Origin of the sequence: Kitasatospora sp. NPDC052896, assembly GCF_044547075.1 — a bacterium.
GTDB lineage: Bacteria > Actinomycetota > Actinomycetes > Streptomycetales > Streptomycetaceae > Kitasatospora.
Window position 1 is genome coordinate 93195 of sequence record NZ_JBITZU010000002.1, and the last position, 15682, is coordinate 108876.

General features: G+C 75.6%; 11 protein-coding genes. 6 read left to right on the plus strand and 5 right to left on the minus strand.

Annotated elements, in window-relative coordinates; all coding sequences use genetic code 11:
- Window positions 1-297: 297 nt before the first annotated feature.
- Both ACIGXM_RS06595 and ACIGXM_RS06600 read left to right on the plus strand, forming a co-directional pair.
- Window positions 298-4905: a hypothetical protein gene (locus ACIGXM_RS06595; protein WP_396557548.1), complete on the plus strand. Its 4608-nt coding sequence runs from the start codon at window positions 298-300 to the stop codon at window positions 4903-4905.
- A gap of 107 nt (window positions 4906-5012) precedes the next feature.
- The gene (locus ACIGXM_RS06600; protein WP_396557550.1) at window positions 5013-5942 is read left to right on the plus strand and encodes a cellulose-binding protein; all 930 of its coding nucleotides are present in this window, start codon (window positions 5013-5015) and stop codon (window positions 5940-5942) included.
- 76 nt (window positions 5943-6018) lie between these two features.
- Here the strand turns inward: ACIGXM_RS06600 and ACIGXM_RS06605 are convergent, their stop codons facing one another.
- Window positions 6019-6822, minus strand: coding sequence for an alpha/beta fold hydrolase (locus tag ACIGXM_RS06605; protein ID WP_396557552.1), 804 nt, complete (start codon window positions 6820-6822; stop codon window positions 6019-6021).
- A gap of 99 nt (window positions 6823-6921) precedes the next feature.
- Here ACIGXM_RS06605 and ACIGXM_RS06610 point away from each other — a divergent pair, with 99 nt between their 5' ends.
- The gene (locus ACIGXM_RS06610) at window positions 6922-7944 is read left to right on the plus strand and encodes an ABC transporter ATP-binding protein (protein ID WP_396557554.1); all 1023 of its coding nucleotides are present in this window, start codon (window positions 6922-6924) and stop codon (window positions 7942-7944) included.
- A gap of 1 nt (window position 7945) precedes the next feature.
- Window positions 7946-8713, plus strand: coding sequence for an ABC transporter permease (locus tag ACIGXM_RS06615; protein ID WP_396558325.1), 768 nt, complete (start codon window positions 7946-7948; stop codon window positions 8711-8713).
- Window positions 8714-8749: 36 nt separating this feature from the next.
- Here ACIGXM_RS06615 and ACIGXM_RS06620 read toward each other — a convergent pair whose 3' ends face one another.
- Entirely contained in the window at window positions 8750-9082 is a 333-nt protein-coding gene (locus tag ACIGXM_RS06620) for an ATP/GTP-binding protein (protein ID WP_396557556.1), read from the minus strand.
- A gap of 433 nt (window positions 9083-9515) precedes the next feature.
- On the opposite strand from ACIGXM_RS06620, the gene ACIGXM_RS06625 reads away from it, so the two are divergent.
- Entirely contained in the window at window positions 9516-10661 is a 1146-nt protein-coding gene (locus tag ACIGXM_RS06625) for an LLM class flavin-dependent oxidoreductase (RefSeq protein ID WP_396558327.1), read from the plus strand.
- A gap of 100 nt (window positions 10662-10761) precedes the next feature.
- Here ACIGXM_RS06625 and ACIGXM_RS06630 read toward each other — a convergent pair whose 3' ends face one another.
- The gene (locus ACIGXM_RS06630; protein WP_396557558.1) at window positions 10762-11154 is read right to left on the minus strand and encodes an SCO5389 family protein; all 393 of its coding nucleotides are present in this window, start codon (window positions 11152-11154) and stop codon (window positions 10762-10764) included.
- A 695-nt stretch (window positions 11155-11849) separates the two neighbouring features.
- On the opposite strand from ACIGXM_RS06630, the gene nucS reads away from it, so the two are divergent.
- Entirely contained in the window at window positions 11850-12509 is a 660-nt protein-coding gene (nucS, locus tag ACIGXM_RS06635; RefSeq protein ID WP_396557560.1) for an endonuclease NucS, read from the plus strand.
- A gap of 86 nt (window positions 12510-12595) precedes the next feature.
- On the opposite strand, the gene ACIGXM_RS06640 is transcribed toward nucS, so the two are convergent.
- Together ACIGXM_RS06640 and ACIGXM_RS06645 are read right to left on the minus strand one after the other, a co-directional pair.
- The gene (locus ACIGXM_RS06640) at window positions 12596-14989 is read right to left on the minus strand and encodes an ATP-binding protein (RefSeq protein ID WP_396557562.1); all 2394 of its coding nucleotides are present in this window, start codon (window positions 14987-14989) and stop codon (window positions 12596-12598) included.
- 241 nt (window positions 14990-15230) lie between these two features.
- Window positions 15231-15617 carry an STAS domain-containing protein gene (locus ACIGXM_RS06645; protein ID WP_396558329.1) on the minus strand — a complete coding sequence of 129 codons (387 nt, stop codon included), beginning with the start codon at window positions 15615-15617 and terminating at the stop codon, window positions 15231-15233.
- Between the last annotated feature and the right edge of the window lie 65 nt (window positions 15618-15682).

Consider the following 15682-nt stretch of genomic DNA (forward strand, 5'->3'; position numbering starts at 1 on the left):
GATGACGGTCATCCCCGGTCGCAGGGGAGTCCGTAACCAGGGCACGGCTGAACAGTCGCGAGTCGGATCTGTCACCATTCTCCACAAGGCAAGAGTTCGCCCAGGAGTCCACCCGGTCGGCGGAGCGCGGTCAGTGCCGCGCGCCACCGGCCCAGGGCCCCGACCGTGGCGGACGACCCCATCCCGGGGCCGTCCACCGGCCGCGGATGCAAGGACCGGCGCGGTCCGCCTCAACCCGAGGCCGGAACCGGACCACGCCGGTCGAGGACGCGACCAGGAGATGGATGGGACCGCGGAGTGCGGGGCAACGACCGCTACGAGGTTGATGATCACCTCTCCCAGTTCGAAGCCGAGATGGAGCGGCTTCGCAAGGAGCGGGACAAGACTGTCGAGCATGCCGAGGACCTCGCCTACCAGGTGGAGGTGCTCCGGGCCAAGCTGCACGAATCCCGTCGCCAGCTGGCCCAGCCACGCGCCTTCGATACCGTCTCCGGCCAGGCCGAGCAGCTGCTCCGGAACGCCGAGATGCAGGCCCAGCAGCTCCGCGCGGACGCCGAGCGCCAGCTGCGCGACTCCCAGGCGGCCACCCAGCGGCTGATGGCCGAGGCCGCCGAGCGCACCGCCCGGCTCGAGGCCGAACTCCAGGCCCGTCGTCGCCGGCTCGACGAGGAACTGGCCGAGCTGCGGCGCAACGCCGAGCGGCACGTCAACGAGAACGTCAACTGGGCCGAGCAGACCCGCGCCGGTACCGAGCAGGAGGCCAAGCGCCTGCTCCAGGAGTCCCGGGCCGAGGCCGAGCGGCTGATCGCCGCCGCCCGGGCCGAGGCCGCCGCCCTCTCCGACCAGGCCCGCGCCCAGACCGCCGCCGACGTGGACGCCGCCCGTGGCGAGGCCCAGGCCGCCGCCGAGGCCGCCCTGCTGCGCGCCCAGAACGACGCCGAGGCGCTGCTACGGGCCGCCGGCGAGCAGGCCCAGCAGGCCAGCGCGCAGGCCGAGGAGCTGCGCGGCAGCGCCGTCAGCGAGGCCGAGCAGCGGCTGGCCGCCGCCCAGACCGCCGCCGAGCAGCGGCTGGCCGCCGCCGAGGCGGAGATCACCGAGCTCAAGCGGCAGGCCGCCGAGGCCCAGCGGCAGGCCGAGGCGGACGCCGCCGAGGCCAAGGCCGAGATCGAACGACTGCGCGAGGACGCCCGGGCCGAGGCCGAGCGGGCCCACCGGGCCGCCGAGGAGCTGCGCGAGCAGGCCGCCCGGGCCGCCGAGCGGTTGCAGGCCGAAGCGGCCGCGTTCGCCGAGCAGCGGGTCGCCGACGGCGAGGCGGCCAGCGAGCAGCGCTCGCAGACCGCCAGGGCCGAGGTGGCCCGGATGGTGGCCGCGGCCACCAAGGAGGCCGAGCTGATCCGGGCCGAGGCAGCCGAGCTGCTCGCCCGGGCCCGGAACACCCAGGCCGAGGCGGACGCCGCCAAGGCCGCCGCCGCCGAGGAGAGCGAACGGCTGCGCGGCGCCGCCGAGAGCGTGGCCGCCGAACTGCGCGCCGAGGCCGAGGCGGCGATCGCCGAGCTGCGCGCCGCCGCCACCGCGGAGGCCGCCGAGCTGCGCGGCCAGGCCGAGGCCGCCGCCGAGGCGCTGCGCGCCGACGCCCGCGAGCAGGGCCGGGCCGAGGGGGCCAAGGACGCCGCCGTACACCTGGCCAAGGCCGCCAAGAGCGCCGAGGAGTCGCTGGCCCGGGCGGGCCAGGACGCCGAGGCGACCCGCGCCGAGGCCGCCGCCGAGGCCGAGCGGATCCGCACCGAGGCGGCCGCCGAGGCCGAGCGGCTGCGGGTGCAGGCCCAGGAGGCCGTCGAGCAGGCGCAGAACGCCGCGCTGGACGACGCCGCCGGGATCCGCGCCCGGATGGAGGAGATGCAGGACGAGGCCGCCAGGCTGCGCGCCGAGGCGGAGGAACTGCGGGCGCACGCCGCCGCCGAGGCGGAGAAGGTCCGCGGCGAGGCGCGCCGGCAGGCCGTCGTCCAGATAGAGGAGTCGGCGAAGACCGCCGAGGAGCTGCTGACCAAGGCCAAGGCCGACTCGGACGAGCTGCGGGCCGGCGCCGGCGCCGAGGTCGAGCGGCTGCGGGCCGAGGCCAAGGAGCAGGTCGGCCAGATGCAGGCCCGGGCACAGCAGATGCTGGCCCGGGCGCGCAGCGAGGCCGACAAGCTGGCCGCGGCCGCCGAGCAGCAGCACCGGGACACCGTCGCCGCCGCGAAGGCCGCGGCGGCCGAGAACCGCACCGCCGCCGAGCGGGAGACCGCCGAACTGCGGCGCGAGGCGGCCGAGTTCGACCAGCGGGTGCGGGCCGAGGCGCAGACCGCGGCGAGTGCCCTGCAGGCCGAGGCGCAGGCCGCCGCCGAGGCACGGGAGGCCGAGGCACGGACGCGGGCCGAGCGGCTGCTGGCCGAGGCCGAGGCGACCGCCGACGCGCAGCGCGAGGAGAGCCGGCGAGCCGCCGAGGACGCCGCCGCCGCGCTGCGGCGCGAGCGCGAGGAGACCGCCGCCCAGCTGGCCGCCGCTCAGGAGACCCGCGAGGCCGCCCAGGCCGCCGCCGCCGAGCTGACCGAGCGGACGGCCGCCGAGACCGCCGAACTCACCGCCCGCACCGCCGCCGAGGTCGCCGCGCTGCGCGAGGCGGCCGAGGACGAGGCCGCGGAGCTGACCCGGCGTGCCGCCGCCGAGGCGGCCGAGCTGACCGAACGGACGGCCGCCGAGACCACCGAGCTGCGCGAGGCCGCCGAGAACGAGACCGCCCAGGTCCGTGCGGAGGCCGGCGTCGCCGCCGAGACCCTGCGCGCCCAGGCAGCCGAACAGCTGGCACAGGCCGAGGAGTTCGCCCGGACCACCCGGAGCGAGGCGGCCGCGAGCGCCGAGGCGGCACTCGCCGAGGCCACCGCCACCGCCGCCGGGACCCGCGCCGAGGCCGACCAGGAGGCCGAACGGCTGCGCGCCCAAGCCGCCGAGGAGCTGGAGCAGGCCCGGCTGGAGGCGGCCGGCACCAGCTCAGCGGCCACCACGCGGGCCGCCGAGCTGGTCACCGCCGCCGAGGACGAGGCCTCCGAGGTCCGGCAGTCGGTGGCCGGGCTGCACGAGAAGGCCGCCCAGCAGGTCGCCGAACTCGTCGAGCGCACCGAGCGGGAGACCGCCGAGACCCGCGAGCTGGCCGAGCGCGAGACGGCCGAGCTGCGCGAGCGGGCCGCGACCGAGGCCACCGAACTGACGGCCCGTACGGCTGCCGAGGTCGCCCAGCTGCGCGAGGCCGCCGAGCAGGAGACGGCCGAACTGCGCGAGCGCACCGCCGCCGAGACCACCGCCGAACGCGAGGCCGCCGGGGCCGAGGCCGCCCGGACCGTCGGCGACGCCGAGGCGTACCGGGACCGGGTGCTCACCGAGGCGGACGAGCAGGCCGCCGCCGTCCGCGCCGAGGCCGACGCCTACCGCACCCGGGTGCTCGCCGAGGCCGAGGCCGAGGCGGCCCGGCTGGCCGGCGAGGCACAGGAGTACGACGCCGCGCTGCGCACCGAGGCCAACGCCGAGCGCCGGCAGGCCGAGGAGTACGCCACCCAGCAGCGCACCGAGGCCGAGGCGCAGGCCCAGCGGACCCTGGCCGAGACCGAGGAGCTGGCCACCCTCACGATGGCCGAGGCCGAGCAGTACGCGGCCCGCCAGCGCACCGAGGCCGAGGAGTTCTCGGCCGCGACCCGCGCGCTGGCCGAGGAGTACGACGCCGCCACCCGGGCCCGCGCGGAGTCCTTCGACGCCGCCACCCGCGAGCAGGCCGAGCAGTACGACTCGGCGACCCGCGCGCAGGCCCAGTCCGTGCTGGAGAAGGCCTTCGCGGACGCCGAGGCACTCGGCGAGGAGGCCCAGGGCACCGCACTGGCCACCACCGCCGCCGCCGAGGAGCAGGCCGACGCGATGGTCGCGGCCGCCCGCAAGGAGGCCGACCGGCTGGTCGCGGCCGGCGAGGCGGCCGGCCAGGCCGAGGTCGAGCGGGCCCGTGCCGACGCGGACGCGCTGCTCTCCGAGGCCCGCCGGGACGCCACCGCGATCCGCGAGCGCGCCGAGGAGCTGCGCGAGCGGACCGACGCCGAGATCGAGGCGCTGCACGAGCGGGCCCGCAAGGAGAACGCGCAGGCCATGAAGTCGGCCGGCGAGCGGGTGGACGCCCTGGTGACGGCGGCTCAGGAGCAGCTGACCGAGGCCGAGGACCAGGCGGTCGCCGCGGTCGCCGAGGCCGAGGAACGCGCCGCCGCGCTGGTCGCCGCCGCCGAGGAGCGGGCGAACGAGCTCACCTCGGAGGCGTCCGCGGAGGCCAGCAAGGTCCGGATCTCCGCGGTCCGCAAGGCCGAGAGCCTGCTGAAGGGCGCCGAGCAGAAGCTCGCCGACTCGACGGCCAAGGCCGAGCAGCGGCTGGCCGAGGCCACCGCCGAGGCCGAGCGGCTGGAGAGCGAGGCCACCACTCGGCTCGCCACCGCCCGGGACGAGGCCGAGGAGCAGATCGAGGCCGCCGCGGCGGAGGCCGCCAAGCGGCTGCGGACCGCGGCCGAGAACGCCGACGAGCAGCTGCGGTTGGCCGAGGAGGAGGCCGAGCGGCTGCGCGCCGAGGCCCGCGGGGAGGCCCAGCGGATCACCGACGAGGGCCGCCGCGAGCTGGACGAACTGGTGCGCCGGCGCAAGGACATCAACACCGAGATCTCGCGGGTACAGGACGTGCTGTCCGCGCTGGAGGCGTTCGAGGCACCGTCACCTGTACAGCAGACGAAGCCTCGGGAGACGTCCGGTTCCGGCGGCAAGAACAACGGGGGTTCGAAGGCGGGCGCGGGAGTGGGCGCCCCCCGATCGGGTGGCGGCAGGTCCCAGGGGACACCACCCGATTGAGCGGACATTGTCCGTCAGCCATAGGCTTTTTGCCTACGACACTCCGGTAACGTGTCAGGATTCCCTCAACCACCTCAGCGGTCTGACGACAGGAAGCCCAGAACCCCATGAGCGACAGTCACTCCCCTCACGGCTTCGACCTGGTGCGCCGTGGGTACGAGCGCGCCCAGGTCGATGAGCGGATCACCAAGCTGGTGGCCGATCGTGACAGTGCATTGACCAGGATCGGCGCGCTGGAGAAGCGGATCGAGGAGCTCCACCTCGAGACGCAGAGCGCGCAGGCCGCGGTCACCGAGGCGGAGCCCTCCTACGCCGGGCTCGGTGCGCGGGTCGAGAAGATCCTGCGGCTGGCCGAGGAGGAGGCGAAGGACCTGCGTGAGGAGGCCCACCGGGCCGCCGAGCAGCACCGCGAGCTGGCCGAGGCGGCCGCCCAGCAGGTCCGTTCCGAGGCGGAGAACTACGCCAAGGACCGCAAGGCGAAGGCCGAGGACGAGGGCCTGCGGATCGTCGACAAGGCCAAGAGCGACAGCGCCCAGCTGCGCGCCGAGGCCAACAAGGACGCTCAGAACAAGCGCGAGGAGGCGGACGCCCTCTTCGAGGAGACCCGCACCAAGGCCGCCCAGGCCGCGCTGGAGTTCGAGACCAACCTGGCCAAGCGCCGCGAGCAGTCGGAGCGCGACCTGGCGGCCCGCCAGGCCAAGGCCGAGAAGCGGCTGGCCGAGATCGAGCACCGGGCCGAGCAGCTCCGCCTGGAGGCCGAGAAGCTGCGCACCGACGCCGAGCGCCGGGCCCGGCAGACCGTGGAGACGGCCCAGCGCCAGTCCGAGGACATCGTGGCCGACGCCAACGCCAAGGCCGACCGGATCCGCAGCGAGTCCGAGCGCGAGCTGGCGGCGCTCACCAACCGCCGCGACAGCATCAACGCCCAGCTGACCAACGTGCGCGAGATGCTCGCCACGCTGACCGGCGCGGCGGTCGCCGCCGCCTCGCTGCCGACCGACGACACCCTGGGCGTCCCGGCGCAGCAGTCCCGCTGACCCCCGCTCACAGCGGGCCCGTCGTACCCACCGGCTCGGCCCCCGTCGCACCCGCGGCGGGGGCCGAGCCGTCCGCTCACGCGGGCCCGGAACCGGCCCGCTCGACCCGGCGCAGCAGGCCGAGCACCGCGACGGTGAACGCCTCCGGCGCCTCCAGCGCGCTCAGGTGGCCGGCCAGCGGGATCAGCGTCAACTCGACGTCCGGCAGCGCCTGCGCCATCGCCTCGGCTTCGGACGGCGGCGCGAGCGCGTCCTCGGCGCCGACCACCACCGCCGCCGGCACCCGCAGCCCGGCCAGCACCTCGAACGCCTCGGTGCGGGCCGCCATCGCGCGCTGCGCCCAGGCCGCCCCGGCCGGCGTTGCGGTCGCCATCAGCTCGCGCACCTCGGCGGCCAGCGCGGCCGGCGTCCCCGGCGCCAGCAGGGTCTCCTCCATCCGCTCCTCGACCAGCAGCCGGACGCTGTCCCGGGCCAGCACGGCGGCGGCGATCCGCTCCCGGTTGGCCCGGGCCGGCGCGGGGTCGGCGCCGGCCTTGGTGTCGGCGAGCAGCAGCCCGGCCAGCCGGTGCGGGTGGCGCCGGGCGAACTGCATCGCGACGTAGCCGCCCATCGAGAGCCCACCGACCACCGCGCGGGCCACCCCCAGCCGGTCCAGCAGCCCGGCGACGTCGTCGGCCAGCAGTTCCAGCGCGGGCGGGTCGGTGCGCGGCGGCGTGCCGCCGAAACCCGGGAGGTCGGGGGCGATCACCCGGGCCCGGCTGCCGTCGGGGCCGGGCAGATCGGTCAGCTGTCGCTGCCACATCCGGGCCGAAAGCGGGAAGGCATGAAGGAGGACCAGCGGTGTGCCCGTCCCGTTTTCGAGTACGGAGAGATCGGTCATGGCGCCCACGGTAGGGCGTCGGCGCCGAGAGCCGTACCGGACGGGCCGGGCAGTCTGATTTGTCATAACCTGACGAGGAATGTCCGACAGGGAGCAGCGATGATCGAACTCCATGACCTGACCAAACGGTTCGGCGACAAGACGGCGGTGGACGGGCTGAGCTTCCAGGTGCGGCAGGGGGTGATCACCGGCTTCCTGGGCCCGAACGGCGCCGGCAAGTCCACCACCATGCGGTTGATCCTCGACCTGGACCGGCCCACCAGCGGCCGGGTGACCATCGACGGCAAGCACTACGGCCAGCTCAGCGAGCCGCTGAAGTACATCGGCGCGCTGCTGGAGGCCAAGGCGGTGCACCCCGGTCGGACCGCCTACGACCACCTGCTCTGGCTGGCTCAGAGCAACCGGATCCCGACCCGCCGGGTGGACGAGATGCTCGCCCTGGTCGGCCTCACCGAGGTGGCCCGCAAGCGCTCGCGCGGGTTCTCGCTGGGCATGGGCCAGCGCCTGGGCATCGCCTCGGCGCTGCTCGGCGACCCGCGGATCGTGATGTTCGACGAGCCGGTCAACGGGCTCGACCCCGAGGGCATCCTGTGGATCCGGAACCTGATGAAGCGGCTGGCCGCCGAGGGCCGGACGGTCTTCGTCTCCTCGCACCTGATGAGCGAGATGGCGGTGACCGCCGACCACCTGGTGGTGATCGGCCGCGGCAGACTCCTCGCCGACCTGCCGATGGCCGCCTTCATCGAGCGCAACTCCCGTTCGGCGGTGCGGCTGCGCACCCCGCAGCCGGAGCAGTTGCTGGACGCGCTGGCCGGCCGGTCGATTCCGGTCGAGCCCGGGCCGGACGGCTCGTTCGAGGTGGTCAACGGCGATCCGGCGGTGCTCGGCGACCTGGCCGCCGCGCACGGCATCGCGCTGCACGAGCTGAGCCGGCAACGCGCCTCGCTGGAGGAGGCGTTCATGCGGATGACCGCGGACTCGGTGGAGTACCACGCGGGCGGCGTGCCGCACGCCAACGGCCACACCGCCCCGGCCGGCGTCGGCGCGCCCGCCACCTGGGGCGCGAGCTGGCAACCGCCCGCCGGTCGGCGGCAGAAGAAGCAGCAGAAGGGTGCGAACTGAGATGGGCTCCTTCCCCGCGATCCTGCGCTCCGAGTGGACCAAGATCCGCAGCGTCCGGTCCACCGTCGTGACGCTGCTGCTCACCTTCGTGGTGACGGTCGGCCTCGGCGCGCTGATCTCGCTGCTCACCAAGAACAACTTCACCGACTTCAACCGCAATTCGGGCACCCCGTTCGACCCGACCGCGACCAGCTTCGCCGGGATCATGCTGGGCGAGATCGCGATGATCGTCTTCGGCGTGCTGGCGGTCGGCAACGAGTACAGCAGCGGGATGATCCGCGCCTCGCTCGCCGCCGTGCCGCAGCGCGGCACCCTGCTGAGCGGCAAGGCCGTGGTGGTCGGCTCCCTGGCGCTGCTGGTGTCGGTGCTGACCGCGTTCGTGGCCTTCTTCCTGGGCCAGGCACTGCTCGGCGACCACCACACCACGCTCGGCTCCCCCGGGGTGCTGCGAGCGGTGCTCGGCGCGGCGGTCTACCTGACCCTGCTCTGCCTCTTCGCCGCCGGGGTGACCGCGATGCTGCGCAACCAGACGCTGGCGCTCGGCGTGCTGGTGCCGTTCTTCTTCCTGCTCTCGCCGATCCTCTCGGCGGTGCCCAAGGTCAAGGCGGTGGCGCACTACTTCCCGGACTTCGCGGGCCGGCAGATGCTGACCGTCGTCCCGCCGCCGAACGAGCCGTACGGCTGGGTGGCGGGCCTGGTCATCTGCGCGGCCTGGACGCTGGCCGCGCTGGCCGGCGGCGCCGCCGTGCTGAAGAGCCGCGACGCCTGACGGCCGACCGGCGGCAGGGCGGCGGGCGGCGGTCCGTCAGTAGCGCGGGGCGTTCCGCCCGCGCGGGATCGCCGCGCCGCGCCGCTCGCGCGCGCCCCAGCACGCCCGGTGCCAGTGCCGCCGGTCGTCCACCCCCGCGCCGTACGAGGGCCAGGCCACCACATGGCCCACCCCGGGCGGGATCTCCTGGTCGCAGCCCGGGCAGCGGTAGTACCGGCCCGCGCTGCCGGCCACCGTCTGCACCACCCACTCCTCGCCGCGGTAGCTCTCGGTGCGCCGCAGCGAGCTGCCCGGCGGGGCGGCCGGCTCGCCGTCCCGACCTGCGCTGCCGGCGGTCCGCTGAGTGATCCGGTTGCGACGGGGAGACACGGTGTTCACCTCTCGGCGGGGGCCTGTTCGCCATCCAGGTTAAGGGCCGCACCGGGCGCCGATCCGGTCCCGCCGACTTCCCGGAGCTCTCTATCACGGGCCGCCCGGGCCGTGCGGTGTTTCCGCCGATATCCACCCGTTCTTCTGGGAAATCAGTGAATCGGCGTGCCATTGGCACATGACATGGGTTACTCACAGTGGTGACACCGCAGGGCTCGGACGGCCTGCGCGCACCCCAGAAGGGCTTCCCGTGACCAAGACCAGCACCCGCGCCCGCGCCGACGCCGCTGCCCCGCCGCCCCTCGGCGCCGCCCCGTCCGAGCTCCCGCCACGGCTCACGCTGGCCACTTCCGTCGGCCACACCAGCCCCACCGGCCCACTCGGCGCGGTGGCCGCCGAGCGCGGCGGCAACCATCCAGTGGCCGGCGACACCATCCGGGTCGGCGCGTTCCTGCTCTCGGCACAGTTCCCCGGGCAGAGCCACGCCGAGGCGCTGGAGCGCACGGTGGCCGCCACGATCGCCGCCGAGCGGGCCGGGCTGGACGCGGTCTGGCTGGCCGAGCACCACTTCGTACCGTACGGGGTCTGCCCGAACGCGGCCACCCTGGCCGCCCTGCTGCTCGGTCGCACCCGCCGGATCCAGCTCGGCACGGCGGTCAGCGTGCTGTCGACCAGTCACCCGGTGGCACTCGGCGAGCAGGCGGCCCTGCTGCACCTCACCTCCGGCGGCCGGTTCACCCTCGGGGTGGGCCGCGGCGGGCCGTGGATCGACCTGGCGGTCTTCGGCGGCGGGGTGACCGCGTTCGAGGAGGGCTTCGCCGAGCGGCTGGACCTGCTGCTGCGCTGGCTGCGCGGCAGCCGGGTGCGCGCGGACGGCCCGCAGTTCAACTTCCCGGAGGTCGCGGTGGTCCCCCGGGCCAGCGAGCCGGCCCGGCTCAGGAGCCCCGAACTCGCCGACTGGCTGGGCCTGGCGCACGACCGGGCGGCGCTGCGCTTCCCCCGGCAGCGGACCGAGCCTCAGCGGGAGCTCGGCGGCGGGTCGGCCGGGGCCGCGGGGCCGCCGGTGGTGGTCGCCTGCACCTCGCCGGGCAGCGTTCGGCTGGCCGCCGAGCGCGGGCTGCCGATGCTGCTCGGGATGCACTCCGGTGACGAGGACAAGCAGCAGATGTTGGCCGCCTACCGGACCGCCTGGCGCGAATGCGGGCGCGGCGAGGACCAGTTGGCCCGAGTGGAGCGGGAACACGTGGCCGCCGGGGTGGCCCAGGTCGCCGACCGCGGACCGGCCGCCCGGGCGGCGCTGATGAGCGCGATGCCCGGCTGGTTCGAGTACGGGCTCGGGGCGCACCGCACGGTGGACGGCCGGGAGCGCAAGATGCGCGACCCCTACGCCTACACCGAACTCCTTTGCGATCTGCATGCGGTGGGCACTCCGCGACAGTGCGCCGACCGGCTGCTGGCCACCGCCGAGCGCACCGGGATCCGCCGGTTCGCGCTGCTCGCCGAGGGCTCCGGCGACCGCGAGGCAACCCTGCACAACCTGACCCGGCTCGGCACCGAGGTGCTGCCGCAGCTGAGTTGACCGGCCGCACCGCGCGTCGCGCCCTCTCCGGCGTTCCGGCCGCCGTTCCGTCGTCGTGGCCGGTCCCGCGCCGACCCGCGGGGCCGGCCTCGACGACGGCTCAACAGTCGCGCAGTTCCGGCGACTGGTTCAGCAGTTGGGCGCGGACGGACGTGAAGCGCCGGTAGCGCTCCTCGGCGTCCTCAGCCGGGGCGAAGACCGCCACCCGGTGACAGTTCTGGAAAGCCAGCCGGACCCCGAAGTGCCGCTGCAGGGCACCACGGATCGCGTCGCTCGCCATGGCGCGCAGCAGCTGACCGCGGGCCTGCTCGCTGGGCGGCGGCACGTGGTTGTCGGCGAAGCCGGTGCCGTCGACCCCCATCTGGGCCACCAACGAGCTGATCAGGTCCCAGGCGTAAGGCAGGGACGTACGGACGCAGTCGACGAACTCCCGCTCGTCGACCTCGCCTCGCTCGGCCTTCTCCAGAAGAGCCGGTGAGACGTCGAGCGACATGGGTTCTCCTCTCGCGGTCCACCCGTACGCTGCGCACGAGTGGTCTTGCGTTGGTGCGGATGGTGCCGTGTCGTACTCAGGAGGTTCCTGCCGGAACGGGCCGGCACAGGCCTGGTGGCGCTGCCCGAACGCGGGCCAGGGCCGTGCCGGTCGGTCCCGGCGGTGGGACGCGGGTGTCGTACGGCGGTGGCCGGCCACCGCGCGGCACCTGCGTCGCGAACGGCGCCCTGGCTGGGGCGGGCGCCGCTTGGACCAGGGTGTCAGCCTCGGCTCAGCCAGGCTGGCAAATGCTGCTATTCCCGTCGAGTTCACCAGCACTACGGCCAGAATGGCCGGAACTCGTCGAACTGTTCATCTCAGCTCCCCCATCCCCGTTGGCTGCGTGGATGGCCAGAAGCCGTCACCCAACGTAGCTGTCCGTGCGCGCACGCGCCAGACTTCTGGAGCATCGCGCTCCCGCCTCCCCATGGTTCGCCCCCCGGAACGACTCGGCATGCCCCTGGTTCCGACTCGCATCAAACGGCCCCGTGCGGCCCCCGCGGGCAACCGTCAGTCTTGCCGGGCCAGGCCCAGGGACCGGGAATCCCACCGGCGCTCGCCCCGCCCCCGTGCGCCGCGCGGGGCACACCGTCGAGCGCCGGTCACCCAAGGCGACCGGGCCCGGAGCGGTCCCCGGAGCGCCTAGGCTTGCCCTCATGCGTCTCGTGATCGCCCGTTGCTCAGTCGACTACGCCGGTCGGCTCTCCGCCCACCTGCCGTCCGCCACCCGCCTGATCCTGGTGAAGGCCGACGGCAGTGTCAGCATCCACGCCGACGACCGTGCCTACAAGCCGCTCAACTGGATGTCGCCGCCGTGCAGCCTCAAGGAGGCCGAGGGCTCATGGACGGTGGAGAACAAGGCCGGCGAGAAGCTGATCATCACGCTGGAAGAAGTGCTGCACGACTCCTCGCACGAGCTGGGCGTGGACCCCGGGCTGATCAAGGACGGCGTGGAGGCCCACCTCCAGGAGCTGCTCGCCGACCGGATGGAGGTACTGGGCGCCGGCTGGTCGCTGGTCCGCCGCGAGTACCCGACCGCGATCGGCCCGGTGGACATCCTCTGCCGCGACGCCGAGGGCGGCACGGTCGCGATCGAGATCAAGCGCCGCGGCGAGATCGACGGCGTCGAGCAGCTCACCCGCTACCTCGAACTGCTCAACCGCGACCCGCTGCTGGCCCCGGTGAAGGGCGTCTTCGCGGCCCAGGAGATCAAGCCCCAGGCCCGCGTGCTGGCCACCGACCGCGGCATCGACTGCGTGGTGCTGGACTACGACGAGCTCCGCGGCATCGACGACGACAAGCTGAAGCTCTTCTGAGCCGGCAGTGAGCCGGACGGCCCCGGGCTGGGGAACCCAGCCCGGGGCCGTCGCGCTGCCGGAGCACACCGCCCCGGCGCCGCCCGCTACTCCAGCTTCGGCGACGGTCCGCTCGACCCACCGGCCGACGGCGACGACGGAAGCGACGGCGACACCTGGGACGGCGAGGGCGTCGGCGACTTCGTCGGCGGCGTCGGCGACACCGGAGGCGGCGAAGCCGGGTTGCTCGATGTCGAGGTACTCGGCGCCGGCGTCGACGGGCCCGGCGCCGACGGCGTCGCCGGCCCCCCCGTCACCCCGCCGCTCGACCCCGGCGTCGCCGACGGGCTGCCCGTCCGCCCTGCGCCCGGCACCCGGGTCGGGGACGCCGTGGCCCCCGCCGACGCGCCGACCGCCATCGTGGGGTCGGTCACCGGCCCCACCCCGCCCGCGCCGCCCGTCGCCGTGGCGCTCGCCGAGCCGGTGGGCGTCGCGGAGGCCGTGCTCGGCGCGGTGGCCCCGGCGTCCCCGCCGAGCGTCAGCCCACCCGAGGTCCCGGTGCCACCCGACGGCACGCTCCGGACTCCCCCGCCGGTCCCGCCGGACCCACCGGTCCCCGCCACCGCCGCTATCCCGACCGCCGTGCCGAGCACGCCGATCGCCAGCAGCCCCGCCCCGGCCGCCAGCAGGTGCTGCCGCGACCACCCGCGCAGCACCCGCACCGGCACCTTCGCGGACTGGAGGGAACGTTCCGCCAGCGCCCGGATGACCGGCCGTCGGCTCGCCGGCAGCCCGGCCTCCGGAGCCGCCGGCGGCCGCTCCTCGTCCGCCAGCAGGTTGAGCAGCCGCCGGGTGGCGGCCACCCCGCGCGCCTCGCCCAGCGCCCCGCGCAACGCGGTGGCCGCCTCCAGCGCGGCCCGCGCCTCCTCGCGCCGCCCCTGCACCACCCGCAGCACGCCCAACTCGTGCTGGAACCAGGCCTCGTCGCGGCTCTGCCCGTCCTCCCGGGCAACCGCCAGACCCAGCTCCAGGACCTCCTGCCAGGCCCCCCAACGCAGTGCCAGCGCGAACGCCGGAGCGGCCGACCGGGCCAGGCGCAGCATCGCGCCGGTCCGGCCGGCCGCCCGGTCGGCGTGCAGCGCGCCGATCACGACCTCCGCCTCGGCGGCTATCTGCTCGGTGCTGACCGAGCCGTGGCCGACCCACCAGGAGAAGTGCCGGGCCGCCCCGGCCGTCGCGGCGGCGGGCGTCGCGGACGTGCCGTCGGGCGCCTCGCGCTCCGCCCACCCGGCGGTCAGCAGCTCGGTGGCGCCCGCGGTGAGCCGGTGGTGCCCGCCGATCGGCTCGGCCAGGCCGCGGTCGGCGAGTTCGCGCAGCGCGCTCTCGCCCTGGTCCACCTCGATCAGCGCGGGCAGGTGCGGTGCGGTCGGGCACTCCCCGCCGAAGGCCAGCGCGAGCCGCAGGACGGCCTGCGCGGGCTCACCCAGCCCCTGGGCCAGCTGGATCGCCGGCGCGGCGCTCTCGGCCACGGAGGGCAGCGGCAGGGTGGCCCGCAGCTCGGCCTCCCGGACCGCCGGGTCGGCCGGTCCGTCCTCGTCGTCCTCGCCCTCTCCCGCCCCGCCGAAGACGCCCCGCCGGTCCTCCTCCGCCGCGACCAGCGCGTCCACCGCCAGGTCGCGCTGCCGCAGCAGCGCCGCCGCCTGGACGAAGCGCAGTGGCAGGCCCTCCGACTCGAACCAGAGATCGACCGCCCAGGACCGCTCGGCCTCGTCCAGCACCCGTCCGGCCAGCCGGGCGGTGAGCGCCAGGCAGGCGGCCCGGGAGAGCCCGCCGACCAGGTAGTCCTCCAACCGCGACCCGGTGGGCAGCACCCCGCCGGAGCCCGCCGCGACCGAGACCAGGAAGGCGCACTCCGGCGCGGCGGCCAGCAACTCCTCCAGCTCGGCGCCGTCCGACCCGAGTTCGTCGATCAGCACGATCGCGCCCACCGGCGCCAGCAGGGTGCGCAGCTGGTCGCGGTCCGGGCGGAAGCCGGGCGCCCGATGGGTCGCCGCGAAGAGGTCCTGGAGCAGGTCGTCGGCGGTCCGCCGGTGCCCGCAGAGCTGGACCACGCCGTCCGGCGCCAGCTCCCCCGCACCTTCGGCGACGGCGGCCAGCAGCGCGCTGCGCCCGGAGCCCTGCTCGCCGACCAGGCGGATCGAGCGGCCCTCGGCGAGCATCCCGAGCAGCTGGGCGACCTCCGCCTCGCGGTCCAGCAGCGGCAGGTCGGCCGCGTCGGCACCGAGCGCCAGCGGGCCGACGGCGGCCCGGTTGCCGGGGCGCGCGCCGGGACGCTGGGCGTTCGGCTGCCGGCGCTGCGGCGCGGGCCAGTGCTCGGGCGGGCAGAGCTGGACGTCCGAGCCGTCCGGCCCGCCGACGGTCACCAGGTACCGTCCGGAGACCAGTTGACCCGCCCGCACGCGCAGGCTCTCCTGCCCGAAGTCCCCGGATGGCTGTCCCAACGTCGCGCTCTCCGCCCCTGCCGTGCCGGACGGCCAGGCGCCGCCGGCTGGTTCACCGACCGGCCGCCCGGTTCGCGTACCGGCGGCCGACGGACCGCCGGTCATCGCGGGCGGCGCGGCAGCCCCAACGGGCGCTTCTGCCGCCACCCGCGCGGCGCCGGACGGTCCCCTCTGAGCGCAGACTTTCCCACACTCACGGTGTGCCGCGCAGCACGGACCCCCCGGCCGGCAATCCGGTGACTCAGAGCAACGGAGCGGCCACCGACTGCACGCCGGGCAGCGGCCCGCTCAGGGTGGCGCCGAGCGGCTCGATGACCATGCCCTCCACCGCCAGGATCCGGTGCAGCCGGGTCGCCACCAGCAGCCGCTGCAACTGCGGCGGGACGTCCCGCAGGACCAGCCGGCGGCCGAGCCGGCCGGCCCGCCGGTGCGTCCCCATGATCACGCCCAGCCCGGTGGCGTCCCAGGACTCCAGGCCGGAGAGGTCCAGCACCAGGTCGCCGGCCCCGGAGTCGACCGCCTGGTGCAGCCGAGCCCGGGCGTCGGCGGCGGTCCGGACGTCCAGCCGGCCCTCGACCGCGAGGCCGGCGTGGCCGTCGGCCGGGTCGCCGGCCGTCCGGATCTCCAAGATGCGCACGCTGTCCTCCTCCGCAGGCCGTCAGGACCGGAAACCGTCAGGGCCTTCGGGCCCAG

Excerpts from the sequence above, each read along its gene's own strand:
- ACIGXM_RS06600 (WP_396557550.1), top strand. The coding sequence starts at position 5,013 with ATGAGCGACAGTCACTCCCCTCACGGCTTCGACCTGGTGCGCCGTGGG.
- ACIGXM_RS06605 (WP_396557552.1), bottom strand. The coding sequence starts at position 6,822 with ATGACCGATCTCTCCGTACTCGAAAACGGGACGGGCACACCGCTGGTC.
- ACIGXM_RS06610 (WP_396557554.1), top strand. The coding sequence starts at position 6,922 with ATGATCGAACTCCATGACCTGACCAAACGGTTCGGCGACAAGACGGCG.
- ACIGXM_RS06615 (WP_396558325.1), top strand. The coding sequence starts at position 7,946 with ATGGGCTCCTTCCCCGCGATCCTGCGCTCCGAGTGGACCAAGATCCGC.
- ACIGXM_RS06630 (WP_396557558.1), bottom strand. The coding sequence starts at position 11,154 with ATGTCGCTCGACGTCTCACCGGCTCTTCTGGAGAAGGCCGAGCGAGGC.
- nucS (WP_396557560.1), top strand. The coding sequence starts at position 11,850 with ATGCGTCTCGTGATCGCCCGTTGCTCAGTCGACTACGCCGGTCGGCTC.